General features: G+C 63.4%; 14 protein-coding genes. 11 read left to right on the forward strand and 3 right to left on the reverse strand.

Annotated elements, in window-relative coordinates:
* The first annotated feature begins 152 nt into the window (after positions 1 to 152).
* The 4 genes from NYR54_RS10345 to NYR54_RS10360 all read left to right on the forward strand — a co-directional run bounded on the left by NYR54_RS10345 (position 153) and on the right by NYR54_RS10360 (position 6,951).
* Positions 153 to 2,933 (forward strand): valine--tRNA ligase, encoded by a 2,781-nt coding sequence (locus tag NYR54_RS10345; protein WP_261515563.1) that lies wholly within the window; start codon positions 153 to 155, stop codon positions 2,931 to 2,933.
* 258 nt (positions 2,934 to 3,191) lie between these two features.
* Entirely contained in the window at positions 3,192 to 4,301 is a 1,110-nt protein-coding gene (locus NYR54_RS10350) for an outer membrane protein transport protein (RefSeq protein WP_261515564.1), read from the forward strand.
* A gap of 230 nt (positions 4,302 to 4,531) precedes the next feature.
* The gene (locus NYR54_RS10355; RefSeq protein ID WP_261515565.1) at positions 4,532 to 5,467 is read left to right on the forward strand and encodes a TerC family protein; all 936 of its coding nucleotides are present in this window, start codon (positions 4,532 to 4,534) and stop codon (positions 5,465 to 5,467) included.
* Between the two features lie 686 nt (positions 5,468 to 6,153).
* Positions 6,154 to 6,951: a tetratricopeptide repeat protein gene (locus tag NYR54_RS10360; RefSeq protein WP_423738604.1), complete on the forward strand. Its 798-nt coding sequence runs from the start codon at positions 6,154 to 6,156 to the stop codon at positions 6,949 to 6,951.
* A gap of 50 nt (positions 6,952 to 7,001) precedes the next feature.
* Here NYR54_RS10360 and xth read toward each other — a convergent pair whose 3' ends face one another.
* Both xth and NYR54_RS10370 read right to left on the reverse strand, forming a co-directional pair.
* The gene (xth, locus tag NYR54_RS10365; protein ID WP_261515566.1) at positions 7,002 to 7,784 is read right to left on the reverse strand and encodes an exodeoxyribonuclease III; all 783 of its coding nucleotides are present in this window, start codon (positions 7,782 to 7,784) and stop codon (positions 7,002 to 7,004) included.
* 81 nt (positions 7,785 to 7,865) lie between these two features.
* Positions 7,866 to 8,936: a polysaccharide deacetylase family protein gene (locus NYR54_RS10370; protein ID WP_261515567.1), complete on the reverse strand. Its 1,071-nt coding sequence runs from the start codon at positions 8,934 to 8,936 to the stop codon at positions 7,866 to 7,868.
* A 202-nt stretch (positions 8,937 to 9,138) separates the two neighbouring features.
* On the opposite strand from NYR54_RS10370, the gene NYR54_RS10375 reads away from it, so the two are divergent.
* From NYR54_RS10375 to NYR54_RS10390, 4 genes are all read left to right on the forward strand, one after another.
* Positions 9,139 to 9,519 (forward strand): hypothetical protein, encoded by a 381-nt coding sequence (locus NYR54_RS10375; RefSeq protein ID WP_341484296.1) that lies wholly within the window; start codon positions 9,139 to 9,141, stop codon positions 9,517 to 9,519.
* 7 nt (positions 9,520 to 9,526) lie between these two features.
* The gene (locus NYR54_RS10380) at positions 9,527 to 9,736 is read left to right on the forward strand and encodes a hypothetical protein (protein WP_261515568.1); all 210 of its coding nucleotides are present in this window, start codon (positions 9,527 to 9,529) and stop codon (positions 9,734 to 9,736) included.
* 73 nt (positions 9,737 to 9,809) lie between these two features.
* Complete coding sequence (locus NYR54_RS10385) at positions 9,810 to 10,118, forward strand: hypothetical protein (protein WP_261515569.1); 309 nt, start codon at positions 9,810 to 9,812, stop codon at positions 10,116 to 10,118.
* Entirely contained in the window at positions 10,115 to 11,248 is a 1,134-nt protein-coding gene (locus NYR54_RS10390) for an AI-2E family transporter (protein ID WP_261515570.1), read from the forward strand. Before NYR54_RS10385 ends, NYR54_RS10390 begins: the two co-directional genes overlap by 4 nt.
* A 35-nt stretch (positions 11,249 to 11,283) precedes the next feature.
* On the opposite strand, the gene erpA is transcribed toward NYR54_RS10390, so the two are convergent.
* Complete coding sequence (gene erpA, locus NYR54_RS10395) at positions 11,284 to 11,634, reverse strand: iron-sulfur cluster insertion protein ErpA (protein ID WP_261515571.1); 351 nt, start codon at positions 11,632 to 11,634, stop codon at positions 11,284 to 11,286.
* 69 nt (positions 11,635 to 11,703) lie between these two features.
* Between erpA and NYR54_RS10400 the strand changes: the two genes are divergently transcribed.
* The 3 genes from NYR54_RS10400 (at position 11,704) to NYR54_RS10410 (ending at position 17,545) form a co-directional block, all read left to right on the forward strand.
* On the forward strand, positions 11,704 to 12,924 hold the full coding sequence (locus NYR54_RS10400; RefSeq protein WP_261515572.1) for a deoxyguanosinetriphosphate triphosphohydrolase: 1,221 nt from the start codon (positions 11,704 to 11,706) through the stop codon (positions 12,922 to 12,924).
* A gap of 64 nt (positions 12,925 to 12,988) precedes the next feature.
* Positions 12,989 to 14,746, forward strand: coding sequence for an arginine--tRNA ligase (argS, locus tag NYR54_RS10405; RefSeq protein ID WP_261515573.1), 1,758 nt, complete (start codon positions 12,989 to 12,991; stop codon positions 14,744 to 14,746).
* A gap of 93 nt (positions 14,747 to 14,839) precedes the next feature.
* Entirely contained in the window at positions 14,840 to 17,545 is a 2,706-nt protein-coding gene (locus NYR54_RS10410; RefSeq protein ID WP_261515575.1) for an SPOR domain-containing protein, read from the forward strand.
* Positions 17,546 to 17,605: the final 60 nt, after the last annotated feature.

Raw genomic sequence — 17,605 nt, forward strand, 5'->3', positions numbered from 1 at the left:
CCGGAGAGTTGAGCTGCGGTATGCGCGTTTGGCTGCTCCTCTGCGGGTAAAGTGGGAACGGGGCGCTGCGGCGCGCGTTGCCGTGGTTGACTTGCCTTGACCCTTCGGCTTTACACCCTCCCACGTGACGTGCCGGCTAGCGGACCACATGGATGCTTGAAAAGACCTATGACGCGGCAAGCGTCGAAAAGAAGATTGCCGAAAAATGGGAGGCGGAAGGCGCCTTTCGCGCTGGCGCGGGTGCCGAACCCGGCGCCGAACCCTTCACGATCGTCATCCCGCCGCCCAATGTTACCGGCTCCTTGCATATGGGCCACGCGCTTAACAACACGCTGCAGGACATTATGGTGCGCTTCGAGCGCATGCGCGGCAAGAACGTGCTGTGGCAGCCGGGCATGGACCATGCCGGCATCGCGACGCAGATGGTGGTCGAGCGCCAGCTCATGGAGCGACAGATTCACCGCCGGCAGCTTGGGCGCGAAAAATTCGTCGAGAAGGTCTGGGAGTGGAAGGAGCAGTCCGGCGGCGCCATCATCAATCAGTTGAAGCGCCTCGGCGCCTCCTGCGACTGGTCACGCGAACGTTTCACCATGGACGAGGGGCTGTCGAAGGCCGTCGTCAAGGTCTTCGTCCAGCTTTACAAGGAAGGGCTCATCTACCGCGACAAGCGGCTGGTCAACTGGGACCCGAAGCTACTGACCGCCATCTCCGACCTGGAGGTGGAGCAGATCGAGATCGACGGCCATCTGTGGCATTTCCGCTATCCGATCGAGGGCGAGCGCTTTGATCCGGACAATCCGGCCACCTTCATCACCGTCGCCACGACAAGGCCCGAGACCATGCTTGGCGACACGGGCGTGGCGGTCCACCCAGAGGACGAGCGCTACAGGCACCTGATCGGCCGGCATGTGATCCTGCCCATCGTGGGCCGCCGCATCCCGATCGTGGGCGACGAGTATTCCGATCCCGAGAAGGGTACCGGCGCGGTGAAGATCACGCCGGCGCACGACTTCAACGACTTCGAGGTCGGCAAGCGGCACGGGCTCAGGGCCATCAACGTCATGACGACGGAGGCGGCCATCACCCTCCTCGAAAACGAGGATTTCCTCGACGGTCTCGAGCCGACCGAGGATCAGCGCACCCTCTGGCGGGAGCTTGACGGTCTCGACCGCTTCGAGGCGCGCAAGCGGATCGTGCGGATCATGGAGGAGCGCGGCCTGCTCGCCAAGGTCGAGCCGCACCGCCACGTCGTGCCCCACGGCGACCGCGGCGGCGTGCCCATCGAGCCGTTCCTCACCGACCAGTGGTATGTGGACGCGAAGACGCTGGCAAAGCCGGCAATCGCCTCCGTGCGCGAGGGACGCACCGTCTTCGTCCCGAAAAACTGGGAGAAAACCTATTTCGACTGGATGGAGAACATCCAGCCGTGGTGCATCTCGCGCCAGCTCTGGTGGGGGCATCAGATCCCAGCATGGTACGGGCCGGACGGCCATGTCTTCGTCGAGGAGGACGAGGAGACGGCGCTCGAAGCCGCCATCCAGCACTACATAGCGCTCGAAGGACCGTGGAAGGCCTGGGTCGAGGACAAGCTGGAGAATTTCAAGCCGGGCGAAATCCTTACGCGCGACGAGGACGTGCTCGACACCTGGTTCTCCTCGGCGCTCTGGCCCTTCTCCACCCTCGGCTGGCCGGACCAGACGAAGGAGCTCGCCACCTACTACCCGACCTCGGTTCTGGTGACCGGTTTCGACATCATCTTCTTCTGGGTCGCCCGGATGATGATGATGGGCCTCCATTTCACGGGCAAGGAGCCCTTCCACACAGTCTACGTCCACGCGCTCGTGCGCGACAAGCACGGCGCCAAGATGTCGAAGTCCAAGGGCAACGTCATCGACCCGCTGGAACTGATCGACCAGTACGGCGCCGACGCGCTACGCTTCACGCTCGCCATCATGGCCGCCCAGGGCCGCGACGTGAAGCTCGACCCGCAGCGAGTAGCGGGCTACCGCAATTTCGGCACCAAGCTCTGGAACGCCACGCGCTTCGCGCAGATGAACGGGGTGGCGCATGATCCTGCCTTCCGGGCGGAAAATGCCAGGCTCACCCTCAATCGCTGGATACTTACCGAGCTGACCCGGGCCGCGCGCGCCATTACGGAAGGCATAACGTCATACCGCTTCAACGAGGCGGCTGGCAGCGCCTACCGTTTCGTCTGGAGCCTGTTCTGCGACTGGTATCTGGAGCTCCTGAAGCCCGTTTTTGCGGGAGACGACGAGGCTGCCAAGGCCGAATCGCGCGCCTGTGCCGCCCTTGTGCTCGACGAAATCTACAAGCTGCTGCATCCCATGATGCCATTCATGACGGAGGAGTTATGGGCGCTGACGGCAGGTGAGGGCGGCCGTGACGATCTTCTGGCGCTCACCCGCTGGCCCAACCCGACCTTCGAGGACGAGCAAGCGGCAGCCGACATAAACTGGCTCATCGACCTTGTTTCGGGCATCCGCTCGGTGCGCTCCGAGATGAACGTGCCGCCCTCCGCGACGGCGCCGCTGATCGCGGTCGGCGCGGAAGCGGAAACGCGCGAACGTATCGCCCGCCACGAGCCCGCCATCCGGCGGCTGGCGCGCGTGGGCGAGGTGGGTTTTGCGGCGGAGGTTCCGAAGGGCTCCGCGCAGATCGTGCTGGGCGAGGCCACCTTCTGCCTGCCGCTTGGGGATTTGATCGATCTTCAGGCGGAGATCGCGCGGCTGGAGAAGGAACTGGCCCGGAACGGCGCCGAAATCCAAAGGCTGGAAAAGAAGCTGGGCAACGAGAAATTCGTCGCCAGCGCGCCGGAGGAGATTGTGGCCGCCGAGCGCGAGAAGCTTGCCGAATATACTGAGGCGCGGACGCGGCTCGAGGCGGCGCTGGCCCGGGTGCGCGAGGCGGGGTAGCTTCACCGCTGAGGATCGAGGACGGACCAGTGGCAACGCGCCTTTCAACGGGCTGCCGTTTTGCCCGCAACAATGGCATCCGTGTTGGGTGGATGCCATTGCCCATGGCTTTCAAAAACATTTCGCAGGATTGGCACTCCCGCCGCTCCGGCGAAGCCGGAGTGGCGCAGCGTTCCGCAAAATTATGTTATTGTAAAGAATTGGTTGCTACCCTCCATACCGTCGCTTTGTGGGGGTAAAACTATGCGCTGTGGGGGGGTGGCAGGTTCCCTGCTCGGTGCTGCACTGGTCGTCACCGACGCCTATGGGGGAGGGTTTTCACGTGGCACGGCCGACACGGATATTCTGTTCGAGCCGGGAGACTTCAATTTGCGCGCCGGTACGAGCGTGGTTGTTCCTAGCCAGAAATTCTCGGCGGGAACGGACCCAGCCCTAATCGGTACGAACTATCTTGGCACCTATGTCATCCCTTCGACCGCGGTAAAGTTCGCGATTGGCGAGAACCTTGCCTGCGCCGGTACCTATACCGAACCTTTCGGCGCAAAGTCCGAATATGAAAGCGCCTTTGGGCTCGCGGGAAAGGTTTCGGAGGATTTGAGGCTCAGTGAGTTCGGCGCCACTTGTGCCGTCTTCTTCGACGCCGGACCTGGCCGGTTTGCTGTGTTGGGCGGCGCCTTTGTCGAGCAGGTCCATTACGACCTGGACGCACTGCCGGTTCCAATGGGCGGCCTCCCGCTGAACGTGTCGCTCGAAGGCAGAGATGAAGGCTGGCGCGCGGGCCTCGCCTATGAGATTCCGGAGATCGCCTTCCGCGCGCAGCTCCTTTACCGGTCCGGCACGAGCTACGGCGCCGCTGGGACGGCAAGCTCGCCGGCTTTCATGATTCCGGGAAACACGCTGCCTGCCATCGGGATGGGCGAACTGCCGCAGAGCGTGGAGCTGAAGGTTCAATCCGGCATTGCGCCGGGCTGGCTCGCCTTCGGCTCGGTCAAGTGGATGGACTGGTCGGTCAACGAGACGCTGACGGTCAGCGTGCCGCTGGCAGGAATCGATACGCCAAACGAGTATTACTGGCGCGACGGCTGGACGGTCACGGCCGGCATCGGCCACGCGTTCAACGAGCAGGTCTCGGGCGCCATAAGCTTGCAGTGGGACCGCGGCGTGAGCACCGGATTTGATTTCAGGACCGACAAATGGCTCCTGGCTGGCGGTGCGAACATAAAGGACGCGCGCGGCGGAGAACTACGCCTGGGAGCGGGCCTGGGTTACATGACCTCGGCGGACGTAACGAAGGGGCAGAACGCCGGTATATCCGTCGATGCGGGCTGGGCAGGCATCCTGTCGGCCACCTACAGCATCACCTGGTAGCTCTCCCACCAGTTGCTATAGCATTACTCGGATCGGCATCGATTGCCTCCGATGCCGGTCCGCGACATCTTGCTCCCGCGCCCGAATGCCTCAAAGGGCTTGAAACGTGGGCTGACCTGACGCAGATATGGGTGGTCACCCGGGCCGGGCCCCTCTGGCAGGCGAGGCGTCGCCTGTGATGTCGGTCCGATCGACAACGCGCGAACGCGGCGCAAATTTCAACCTTTCTCATGACATTGCACGACTGGCTGTGGCCCGGCTTCCTGGCATTCGTTGCCATTGTCCTCTTTGTCGATCTGTTCATTCTGCATCGCCGGGATCATCTGATCTCAACCCGCGAAGCTCTACGAACGGTCGCAGGCTATGTTACGCTTGCGATGCTCTTTGCCGCGGGCGTCTTTTTCTTCGCGGGCGTCGACCGGGGCGCCGAATTCCTTACCGGCTATCTCATCGAGCAGTCTCTGTCGCTCGACAATATCTTCGTGATCGCCCTGATCTTCACCTACTTCAAGGTGCCGGGGGAGGCGCAGTACCGCGTCCTGTTTTACGGCATTGTCGGCGCGATCGTGATGCGCCTGTCGCTGATCGTTCCTGGCGTGAAACTGGTGGATCAGTTTCATGTCATCGCGATGGCGCTGGGCGCCCTGCTGGTCTACTCCGGCTTCAGGATGATGACCTCGGGAGATGACGCCATCGACCCGGGCGAAAGCCGCATCGTCAAGTTCCTCATGCGCACGGGCCGTGTCACCAGCGAGTATGAGGGGTCGAAGTTTCTTACGCGCCGCAACGGCCTCCTCTACATGACGCCGCTTTTCGTGGTGCTGGCCACGGTGGAGTTCACCGATCTCGTATTCGCGATCGACTCCATTCCGGCTGTGCTAGCGGTCTCCAACGATGCCTTCATCGTGTTCTCCTCCAACGTTTTCGCCGTTCTCGGCCTGCGTGCGCTCTTCTTCGTCCTTTCCGGGATGCTGCGCAGCTTCTGCTATCTGAAGGTGGGTCTGTCGCTGGTGCTCATCTTCATCGGACTGAAGATGTTCTTCAGCGAGTACATCGAAATACCCTCGCTCGTGGCGCTTGCCGTTACCGTGGCGATCATCGGCATGTCTGTGCTCGTCTCGATCCTTCATCCGGAGAAGAAGAGCTCCGAAGAACCCGAGATGTAGGACAGAGCGCCCGGCTGGCCCGGTTGACGGCCATGTGGGTGAGCTTATTTGGCGGGGGCATTGCGGGCAACCGACCTCCCTGCGACAGTTCCTGTATCCGCAGCCCTATAATTTAGGCTGTCTTGGACAAATTCTTTTTTAGATGAACAAGATAGACCGGTTCGCTGACGTGTTGAATCAGCGGCCGGTGCCCCTCTCATCTTCACAGACTGCACGGCGGCGAGGGGCTTGATTTCTGCATAAATGAATCCACAAGTTCTGTTGCGCGACGGCAACACACTCTCAGGATGTGATGCGCTAGAAGGGCGGCGGGGATGGGCGCCAATTTCCCGCCATAAAGCGGGCGCACCGACGGTGCTGCGTTCATGGGAAAAGCGTGCCCGGGTATGATTGGCTTTGATGGCGGGCCAGGGGGAGTATGGTTGTTCGCGTGAGTGCCATGGCAAAGCTGCCCGATTGGCAGGTGACCGTTGAGCCGGTGCAGGCTTGCGGGCACGGCACAGGCGGTACGGAATCTTCCCTTACGAACGGGCGATTTTCAGGCGCGGGAGGGCGCGCCGCGGACCGAAAGGGGCCGCGGAAGACAGGTTTTCGATCCGGCGTGGTCCGGAACCATGCGCAGACCGTGTGGTCTGTCCGCCGGAGGGCGGTGAGGCATCCGGATGCCGAGAAGGAAGTGCAGTGCTATGCGGATATCTGAGCACATGGCGGGCGGGCTCCTTGCCGGAGCCGTTCTTCTGTTGAGTACGATGGGGCCTGCGGCCGCGCTTGACGAAAAGCGCGTGGTGCAGCCCCCCGAGCGAAATCCGCTGGCGGTGTTCCGGTTCGGTTTTTCCGCCTATAAGCGCGGCGAAAAGGGTGAGGCTGTCGAAGCCTACCGTTATGCGGCGGAAAACGGCCAGGTGGGCGCGCGCTGGAAGCTGGCGCGCATGTATGCGGAAGGCGACGGCGTTCCGCAGGACGATTACGAGGCGTTCAAGTTCTTCTCTGCCGTCGCACAACAGGAGGTGTCTCCCGGAAGCCGGGACGAAAGCTATGTCTCCGATGCGCTGGTAGCGATCGCCAGCTATCTGAAATCAGGCATTCCGGGCACGCCGGTGAAGGCCAATCCCGCCCTGGCGCAGGAATATTACATGCGGGCGGCGGCCGCCTACCGCAATGCGACCGCGCAGTATGAGCTTGGCCGCATGCTCCTGACCGGCGAGGGCGGCACCAAGAGCGTGCAGCAGGCCGCCCGCTGGCTGCAGCTTGCGGCTGAAAAGGGCCATGCCGGCGCCCAGGCCACTTTGGGCAATCTCCTGTTCCAGAGCGGCAAGGTGGTTCGCGGGTTGGCGCTGATGACGGCGGCCCTGGAACAGGCCGGACCCGCCGATGTCGGCTGGATTCGCAGCATGCAGGAAGAGGCTTTCGCCCTAGCTGGGGAGTCCGACCGCCGCACCGCGATCGCCTTGTCCGAAAGTTATCTAGGGACGGGGCTGGAATAATCAGTCCCCAAGGGTTTCTACGTCCTTTACCGGGGCGGAGGCTCGGGAACCTAAACCAATAGTTCGACCATCACTGGCACGTGGTCGGACGGCTTCTCCCACGCCCGTGTGTGCTTGTGCACCGAAGCCGAGGCCAGCCGGTCCGCCGCTTCCGGCGACAGCATCAGATGGTCGATGCGGATGCCGTTGTTCTTCTGCCAAGCGCCCGCCTGATAGTCCCAGAAGGTGTAGGTGTCCGGTGAATCGGTCACCGCGCGCAGTGCGTCGGTCATTCCGAGATAGGAGAGCCGGCGGAAGGCCTGGCGGCTTTCGGGCTGGAACAGGGCATCATCCAGCCAGTTCTCGGGATTCTTCGCGTCCTGAGGCTCGGGAATGACGTTGTAGTCGCCGGCCAGAATCAGCGGCTCCTCAAGCTTGAGGCGGTCCTTCGTCCAGCGTTCCAGCCGTTCCATCCAACTCAGCTTGTAGGTGAACTTTTCGCTCGCCACCGGATTGCCGTTGGGCAGGTAAAGCGAGACCACCCGCAAGGCGCCCCGCGTCGTCGAGAAGACGCCTTCCATGAAGCGCGCCTGCTCGTCGCCGTCATTGCCGGGAAGCCCGCGCGTCACCTCATCGAAGGGCAGCCGGGAGAGGATCGCCACGCCGTTGAAGCCTTTCTGGCCGTGCGTTTCCACGTGATAGCCCAGCGCCTCGATCGGCTCGCGCGGAAACTGCTCATCGACCGACTTGATCTCCTGCAGGCACAGTATGTCGGGCTTCGCCTCCTCCAGCCAGTGCACGACATTTTCGATGCGTGCCTTGATACCGTTGATGTTCCAGGTGGCGATTTTCATCGGCGTGATCCGGGTTGTTTGGGTCGTGTGTACCGCAAAGCCTCCCCACGGGAAACCCGCCACGAAATCGCGCGATGCGGTTCAGAACAAGCCCAAGCCGCGTGCCTGGGCCAGCCGGAAGGGAATGCCCGAGATGAGCGCACCCACGTAGCGCTTGCGCTGGTAGCTTCCGTTCAGGGAAACGCGGTTAAGACCGGTCGGGCAGGCAAAAGGGCCGTCCTTAAGTAGCCCCGGCATCGTAGTGACGGCGACGGCATAGCCGGCCTGCCGCGCGGCCTGAACTTCACGCTCTCCCACCGCAGAGGCATATCCATAGGGGTAGGCGAAGGCGCCGGGCCGGTAGCCGACGTAACGCTCTACCGCCGCGGCCGAGCCTTCCAGCTCCTGCTTCAGCCGAGGCGTCGGCACCCGCTTGAGATTGACATGCGTGAGCGAATGGGCGCCGATGCGCGCCAGAGGATCGCGCGCCACCTCCGCAAGCCCGGCTTCGTCAAGCGTCAGTTCGTCAACCAGCGCAAGCGGATCGATGCCGCTGTCGCGCGCCAGGACGTCGATGGAGGCCACTGCCTCATCTTCATCCTGCGTCTCAACATATTCGGCGAATCGATTGTAGGCGATAAGCTTTTTGCCGGTGGTCTCCGTTCCAAGCCGGCGCGTGCCCTGTCCGAAGTCGAATTCCACGGCCCGGCTACGTGCCAACAGCGCCTCCACCGTCTCCCACCATATGGAGCGGGTGCGCTCCACGAACCCAGCAGTGGCGAAGATTGTGTAGGGAACCTGATATTTGCGGAAGACCGGCGCGGCGAAGAGGGCATTGTCGCGATAGCCGTCATCCAGCGTGAAGCAGACATAGGCGCGCTTGTCCTTTGGGTCCGCAAGCCGCTCCGGCAGGTCTTCGAGCGCCAGCGGCACCAGCCCCGCTTCGAGGCTGACCTTGATCGCCTGTTCCAGAAAAGCGGGTGTGATGCTCAGGATCGCGTTCGGCTGGAAAGGTCTAGCGGGGGTGGGGCGCACATGATGCAGCGTGAAGATAATGCCGCGGCCGCCCGCGCCGCACCACAGCCTGCCGGCGCGTGCGAGCGAAACACCCTCGAGCCCCGCGCGAATGAGCGCGTGGCGCAGGTAACGCTTCACCGTTGTCGTATGCAGCATCGTGCGGCAGCCCCCGTTTCGCACGCGATCATCAATACGTACCGCAGGTATACGGAGCGTCAACGCCGCACGGAAATCTCATCACGTCCGTGACCAATGGTGCCCGTTGCGCCCTGATGGACGGAACATGCGGAGGCAACCGGTGTTGGAGCGGTGGCCGGCCCGTTTTGACAGGCGCCGCCCGACAACAGGGAGAAACGTCATGCGTTTCCTTTTGGCTGTGCTTGCTGCATTCGGCCTTTACCATTTCCTGCGGCCGCAGCGGACGGGCGGCCCCAAGGCGCTTCTGCGGGATATGCGCCGCTCGCCCGAAGAAGATGCGCAGGAGGACGTTGTCTACAAGGTGGTGGAGCACGACGGTGGCTGGGCCTACCGAGTGGGTGACGTGTTTTCGGAAGCCTTCGTCACGAGAGAGGAAGCCACGGCTGCCGCGGAACAGGCCGCAGCCGCGCACAGGAGCAGGGGGGCAGAGGAAGAGCTGATCCAGTATCAGGATCGGCGCGGCCGCTGGCACGAAGAAGTCGAGCGGGGTGACGACCGTCCGCGCACCCATGTCGAGCCGCCCCCGGCAGCCGGTGCGTGAGGAAACAATGCCCGACAGGAAAAGAGAACTTAGGGGAAAGTCGACCGACCGGCGCGTGCTGATGGTCGCGGCGATTGTCGTGGCGGCGGTTCTGGTGCTGTTCCTGCTGTTCGACCTGAGATTCCGGACCGCCTCAGACAATACGGCCGGCGGTCCCGATCCAAACTTCAGCGCGCCGCAAGAGACGGAGGAGACGGCGCCGACGACGCAGAACTGATCAGCGCTTTCCTTTGCGCGGCCTGGAACAGACTGCCCGTTCGTCCGTTGGTGAGGCGACCGGAGGAAGGGCAGTGCAGATCGTCGACGCAATCGTTTCCCGCGAGGGAGCCAATAACGCATGGGCAAAAGTCGTATTCTTGGGCGATCGCGGTGAGTCTGTATCCGTCCGTCTTCCCTATCCCGTTCCCTCCGGCGGCCCCATCGGGCGGGTAAGGCTCATAAAGCGCGCGGCGAGCCTGTTGCGCGGCCTCGTGGAAGAGGATGCGTTCGGCAGGTTGGTCGATCAGGCATGGCCGGTTCCGGCAGGACGATTTGGCATTTCCGATGTGGCCGGCATGCCGGAGCAGTGGAAAGGCCGTTCCGCCTCCGGCGATGAATGACTGGTGCCGGTGCCATGCCGCCGGTTCCCGAAAACCAGCTTGACGATACACAGCGTCGCTGTGGGGAGAGTTCACGCCTCGCACTATGGTTGCTCGCCATCATCGCCATGGTTCTCATCGTCGCTGCCTTGCGTGCGACGGCCTGGATTTCGGGTACGCTCGCCTTCGCATTCTTCGCCGCGCTCGCGCTCCAGCCCGTCCAGAGCTGGATCGGCGCGCGGGTTCCCCGCGCGATGGGCTGGCTTGGGCATCTGGCCGCTCTCCTCATCATGCTTCTTATCTTCGTGCTGTTCACGGCAGGTCTGCTTTTCGTGGTCCAGCAGCTCGCGGCGGGCATCGTCCGCTATCGGGAGCCGCTTGAAAGGCTGGCGGCGCGCATAAGCGCCCGGATCGATATCGCCGCAGGGCAACCTTCCGGGGACGGGACGGCGCCCTTGGCGGAGAGGCTGATCGATCCCGTCATGTCGCTGGCGACGGGTGTTGCCCAGTCCATGTGGAGCTTCGGCGGCGTGCTCACCCTGCTGTTCTTTCTCGTATGGCTGATGCTGCTCGAGGCGCCGTCCTATTCCGCCAAGCTTTCGGGGATCGCCTCCCGCCGGGACGGCGCGGCCCTGCATGACATTGTCGATGCGACCGCATCGCGCTTCCGCCGCTATCTGCTCATGCGGGCGCTTCTGGGCCTCGCGACTGGGCTGCTCTACATGGCCTGGACCTGGTGGTGGGGTCTCGACTTCGTGCTCGTCTGGGGGCTGCTCGCCTTCCTCCTCAACTTCATTCCTACCATCGGCTCGATCATCGCTGGAGTGCTGCCGGTGGCGCTCGCTTTTCTCCAGCGCGATCCGGTCTCGGCGCTCATCATTGGTGGCGGCTTGCTGGTGATCGAGCAGGTGATGGGCAACTACGTGGACCCGTTGCTGCAGGGGCGGCAGCTTTCCCTTTCGCCGCTCGCCGTTTTGCTGGCGCTCGCGTTCTGGACGTGGATGTGGGGGCTTGTCGGCGCGCTTCTGGCGGTGCCCATGACGCTGGTCCTCACCATAGCCTGCGCGCATGTGGAGGCGCTCAAGCCCATCGCCCTGGCGCTATCGAACGCGACAAATCTCGAGGAACTGGAAGAGGCGACCGCGCCCTGAAGCTTCGCGCGGCGGGCCTTCACGCCCGGGCCGGTTCAGATCGAGAAGCTGGTTCCGCAGCCGCAGGAAGCGACGGCATTCGGATTGCGCACCTGGAAGGATTGGCCGATCAGATCGTCAACGAAGTCGATCACCGACCCTCCCATATAGACCAGCGACAGATCGTCGATCAGGACGACCGCTCCGTCCTTCTCGATGGCGATGTCATCCTCGTTGCGGGAGTCGGCAAGGTCGAACCTGTAGGAGAAACCGGAGCATCCGCCGCCCTCGACGGATACCCGCAGCGCAATCTTGCCCGGTTCTTCCCGCAGGATCTTCGCGATGCGTTTTGCCGCCGCATCGGTGAGTTCGACGCCCCTCATCTCGGTTTTGGCATCTACGCCCATGGGATCACCTTGCCTAGATCATTGGCGAATAGGTATGAACGCGCAGGCGGCAAGTCAACAGCGGTACACATGACAGGCCCGGCACATCTCCAAGGCATCGGCTTCGGCTACCGGCCGCGCGCGCCCTATGCGTCTGACCCGGCACGCACGCGCGGGCGCTTTCAGCAGGAGGAGGAAAGCCCCACCCGCACGCCTTTTCAGCGCGACCGTGACCGCATCATCCACTCAACGGCCTTCCGCAGACTCAAGCACAAGACTCAGGTGTTCATCGCCCACGAGGGCGACCATTACCGGACCCGGCTCACCCATTCGATCGAGGTGGCGCAGATCGCCCGCGCGCTGGCCCGCGCGCTCTGTTGCGACGAGGATCTGGCCGAGGCCGTCGCGCTGGTACATGATTTCGGCCACACGCCCTTCGGCCACACGGGCGAGGAGGCGCTGAACGACAAGATGGCCCGGTGGGGCGGCTTCGACCACAATGCGCAGTCCCTACGCGTGGTCACCCGGCTCGAGCGACGCTATGCGGAGTTTGACGGCCTCAACCTCACCTGGGAGACGCTTGAAGGCCTCGTCAAGCACAACGGCCCTTTGACGGACAGGAACGGCAACGGCATCGCCGGCCCGGTTCCTCACGCGATCAGCGCCTATAACGAGCTGCACGATCTGGAGCTGCACCGCTTTGCGGGGCTGGAGGCGCAGTGCGCCGCGATCGCGGACGACATCGCCTACGATGCCCACGACATCGACGACGGGCTGCGGGCAGGCCTCCTCACGATCGACATGCTGCGGGAGGTGGGTCTGCCCGGCCGTATTCTGAGAGCGGTGGACGAACGCTATCCGCATCTCGACCCTGTCCGCCAGGGACATGAGCTGATGCGCCGCCAGATCACGCTGATGGTGGAGGACGTCATCGCAACCGCCAGGGCCAATATCGATGCGCTCAAACCGGGATCGGCGGACGATGTGCGTGACTGCGGGCGGGCGCTCGTGACCTTCTCGGCTGAAATGGCAAAGGAAGAGAAGGAGCTGAAGGCCTTCCTTTACAAGAACCTTTACCGTCATCCGTCCGTGCTCGAAGTGCGGCGCAGGGCCGATCGCATCGTGCGCGACCTGTTCGACGCCTATTTTGCCGAGCCGCGAGAGATGCCAGAAGGCTGGCGCGAAGGGCTCGACCGCGCCGACGACCGGATCAAGGCGCGTGACGTGGCGGACTTCCTGGCGGGGATGACCGATACTTATGCGCTAAAGGAACATGAACGCCTGTTTGACCGCACCCCCGATTTGCGTTAGGCCGCTGGCAACTCGCGGCGGGCGCTAGCCTGCGGCGACCTTTTCTCGTGTCCGGAATGCATCCATGAACATATTTGCCGATTTCATTGATCGGGTCATGAAGGCCGTCGAGTCCCTTGATCTCAGGGCGAAAGATGGCGGCGCGCTCGATTTCTCGCGCATCACCGTCGAGCCGCCGCGCGATTCCAGCCACGGCGATCTCGCAACCAACGCCGCCATGGTGCTTTCCAAGGCTGCGGGGGAGAATCCGCGCGCCCTCGGCGAACGGCTTGCCAAGGTTCTGGCGGAGGATCCCGATGTGGCCGAGGCCACCGTGGCGGGCCCCGGCTTCGTCAATTTGCGGCTCGGCAACGCCTTCTGGCACGCGCGGCTTGGCGAAATGCTGGAGCTCGCCGGAGATTACGGCCGCTCGACCATCGGCGCTGGGCACAAGGTGAATGTGGAATATGTCTCCGCGAATCCGACCGGCCCCATGCATGTGGGCCACTGCCGCGGCGCGGTGGTGGGCGATGCGCTTGCCAATCTGCTCGCTTTCGCCGGCTATGACGTAACGCGCGAATATTACATCAATGACGCCGGCGTGCAGATCGACGTGCTGGGCCGTTCCGTGCTGCTGCGGTACCGCGAGGCGCTGGGCGAGGATATCGGCACGATTCCGGAGGGGCTTTATCCGGGCGATTATCTCAAGCCGGTCGGACAGGCACTGGTGGACGAGTTCGGCACGAAGCTGCTGGAGATGCCGGAAACGGATGCATTGGCCATCGCCAAGGACCGCGCGGTCGACGCTATGATGGCGATGATCCGGGACGATCTCGCCGCGCTGAACGTTCATCACGACGTCTTTTTCTCAGAGCGTTCACTTCACGCCGGCAATGGCGGCGCGATCCGCTCCGCGATCAATGATCTGACCATGAAGGGGCATGTCTACAAGGGCAAGCTGCCGCCCCCCAAGGGGCAGCTTCCGGAAGATTGGGAAGACCGGGAACAGACCTTGTTCCGCTCCACGCAGGTGGGGGACGACATTGACCGGCCGCTGATCAAGTCGGACGGCTCCTTCACCTATTTCGCCGCCGACGTTGCCTACATGAAGGACAAATACGCCCGCGGCTTCGAGCACCTGATCTATGTGCTGGGAGCCGACCACGGCGGCTATGTGAAGCGGCTGGAGGCGCTCGCCCGTGCCATATCGGACGGCAAGCTGAAGCTCACGGTGCTTCTGTGCCAGCTCGTGCGGCTCTTTCGCGGCGGGGAGCCCGTGCGTATGTCGAAGCGCGCGGGAGAATTCATCACCCTGCGCGATGTGATCGACGAGGTGGGGCGCGATCCCGTGCGTTTCATGATGCTTTACCGCAAGCCCGATGCGCCGCTGGATTTCGATTTCGCCAAGGTGACCGAGCAGTCGAAGGACAACCCGGTCTTTTATGTGCAATACGCGTCTGCCCGTTGCCATTCGGTCTTCCGTCAGGCGAAAGAGCAACTCGGGGTGGAAAGCTTTGATCGGGCGACCATGCGCGCGGCGCTCCATCGTCTGGAAGACGAGGGGGAACTGGCGCTGATCCGCAAGCTCGCCGAGTTCCCGAGGCTGATTGAAAGCGCGGCTCAGGCCATGGAGCCGCATCGGATCGCTTTTTATCTGTACGATCTGGCCAGCCAGTTCCACCAGCAGTGGAATCGCGGCACGGAGTCTGATAGCTTACGATTTGTTAAAGTTAACGATCAAGAGTTGACGCATGCCAGGCTGGGCCTGGTGCAGGCTGTTTGCGACGTGGTGGGCAGCGGGCTTGCGCTGGTAGGTGCCGATGCGCCGGTGGAGATGCGCTGATCGCAGGCGGACTTGTCACCTTTTGCCCACAAAGCGCTGGTAGGGTCAATTTTCAGAGTGTGACGTCGCCGGCGTCCGATCGGGTGTGGGAACATGGCTGACAGCAACGATCGCAACAAGGCAGTTCAGTACGAGCTTGCGCAGGACGACCCGTTTGCGGAGCTGACCCGGATCATGGGACACGACCCGCGCGGGGTGCTGCCGTTGAAGCCCGTGGCCCCGGAGCCTGCGGACGATCTGGCGCTTGACCTCGAGAATGAGCTTATGGGCCATCTGAACGGTGAGGGCGATACCGGCGATGCCGGTCAGGACCCCGAGATGGCATCCTGGCAGCAGGAGTTTGCCGAACCGCAATTCGAGCCTGCGGAAGCGGGCGCGCCGGATGGGCAGCCGGAGTTCGAGAGCGCTCTTGAAGCTCTGCTGCAGGAAACCGTCAGCGAAAGCGAGCAGCTGGGCGGCTATCCTGATCACCCTGCCGCCGACGAGCGCGATTACTTTACCGCCGGTGAGCCCGTTCATCCAGAAGTCAATCACGATGAAGCGGACGATTTCGCTGATAGCGCCTTCGCTCCGCAGGGGGAGAAAGCGCCGGCAGACTCCGACTTTAGCGCGCAGCCGGGCGATTATTCCGATTACTCCGCCGCCGATAAGCCTGATTACTTTACCGCCGGTGAGCCCGACTATTCTGCCGCCGGTGAAAATGAAGCGGAAGGCTTTGCTGATCCCTCCTTCGCCTCGCAAGCAGAGGGAGCCGCGCAAGACACCGATTTCTCCGGCTACGAAGCCCCTTCTGAGCTGGAATTTGCAGAGCCGGAGTTTTCCGGTTTCGAGCACGAGGCGACTGGGGCCATTCCCGAGCCTGTGGAGTTGTCGGAACCCGATGCGCTTCCGGAACCTGTCGAGTTTGCAGCGCCTGAGGACGCGGGGAATGATCCCTTTGCGGAGGAACAGCAGGCCTATCAGCCCGAGCTCGAGGACTTTGCAATTCCGGAAGAAGCCTTCGAGTTTCCGGAAGATGTTTCCCTAGCCCGGGAAAATGAAGCCGCCGCTGCTTCTTCGGATGACTTTGCCGGCGAGCCGCAGGAGCTGGAAGGCTCCGCCGGCGGGGAATGGGCGTTCACCGACTGGCCGGAGGTACCCTCGAATAGCCAGGATGCGTTTGGCACGCAATCGCACCAGCCGTGGAACCACGCGCAGGACGAGCCCGTGCAGAGCCAGTCTCCGGAAGAGGCTTCCAGCCCGGCGGTACCCGAGCAGCACTACGAGGAGGCGTGGCCGCCGATTATCGACACCGTGGAGGTGCCGGAAGATACCGTCGCCATTGCCGACAATCTGGACATTCCGGAGGTCTCCTACCGGGAGGAGGTGAAGCCGGCGGCTCAGTTCGACGAGATCGAGGAGATCCTTGCCGGCGCCTTCGGTGAAACGGATCTTTCGGGAGATGTGTGGGCGGAGACCGCGCCTATCGACGAACAGGCCGCGAACGAAGAGCCGCCCGCCCGCGAAGATGACTTTGTGGATGACTATCTTGCCGCGGGCATAGCAGCAGCTGCGGGCTTCGGCACGGCAGCGGCTGCGTATGCGCGGGCCGAAGACAGCCTTGGCGAGTACAATACGGGCGAACGCTGGGCGTCTCCCGAAGGCGCCATTCCGCCGCTTGCGCCGCAGCCCGGCACGGAGCCGCCTCCTGGCCCCCGCAGCCGGTTTTTCGGCAGCCCCATGCTCATGGCGGTCGGCGTATTGGCGGCGGTCGTGCTCCTGGGCGGCGGCGCGACGCTGCTGGCGTTCTCTCTCAGTGGAGACGATGCAGAGCCCGTCGTGATTGCCGCGGATAATTCGCCGATAAAGGTCAGGCCGGAGAACCCGGGCGGCATCCAGATCCCCAATCAGGACAATCAGGTCTACAGGCGCGTCTCCGGCGAGGAAGTGCCGGATGCGCGTCCGGCACAGGCCGAATTGATCGAGACCACCGAGGAGCCTGTTGAGCTCACGCCGCCTCCGGGCGTGCGGGAGGCGAATTTGAGGTTTCCTTCCGAGGAGGAGCAGCAGGAAGCGCCCCAAATGTCTGAGGAGGCGCAAGTGCCTGAGGCGCCAACATCGCAGGGTGCCAAGATCGCCGAACGTCTGACCCCTGACGCTGGGGTCGAGGAATCCGCGCCGCAGCAGGACATCACAGCGCTTGCGCCGCGCCGGGTCCGCTCGATGGTGGTGCGGCCTGACGGCACCATTGTGCCGCGCGAGATGCCGGAGCCGGCGGAAGCCGCCGCCGCTGCCGAAGATATGGGTGCCGCCGGTGCCGATGCGCAGGCGGACGGAGGGCAGCAGGTGGCAGCCGCCGCCGCTGGCGCGCGGGATTCCGCTGAGCCCGCGGAAAGCGCCGCCGCGACCGTTCCCGCGCAGGGTCCGATCCCGCCCTCAAGGCCCGGCATTGCCACCGCGCCCAGCCAGCAGCGCGCACCGCAGGCGGCTGATGCGGGTAGGCAGACCCAGCAGCAGGCGAGCCAGCAGGTCGCGGCCGTTGCCAATCCGCCCGCGCAAGTCACCGCCGCGCCTTCCTCCGAGTGGTCGGTGCAGATCGCTTCCCAGCCGACCGTCGAGGGCGCGCAGCAGTCCTATCAACAGCTTGCGCAGCGCTTCGGCAGCATGCTGCAGGGCAGGGGCGTCAACATCGTCCAGGCCGAGATCGAGGGCAGGGGCACCTACTATCGCGTGCGCATCCCGTCCTCTTCCAAGGAGGATGCAATCGCGCTCTGCGAGCAGCTCAAGTCTGCCGGTGGAAACTGTTTCGTTTCCCAATAGGCGGCCTGTTCAGGGCCGCGGCCTGAGGGCAATCCGCTCGAATAGCTGCCTTTGCGCCGG

This window comes from Chelativorans petroleitrophicus (assembly GCF_025398195.1).
Lineage (GTDB): Bacteria > Pseudomonadota > Alphaproteobacteria > Rhizobiales > Rhizobiaceae > Chelativorans > Chelativorans petroleitrophicus.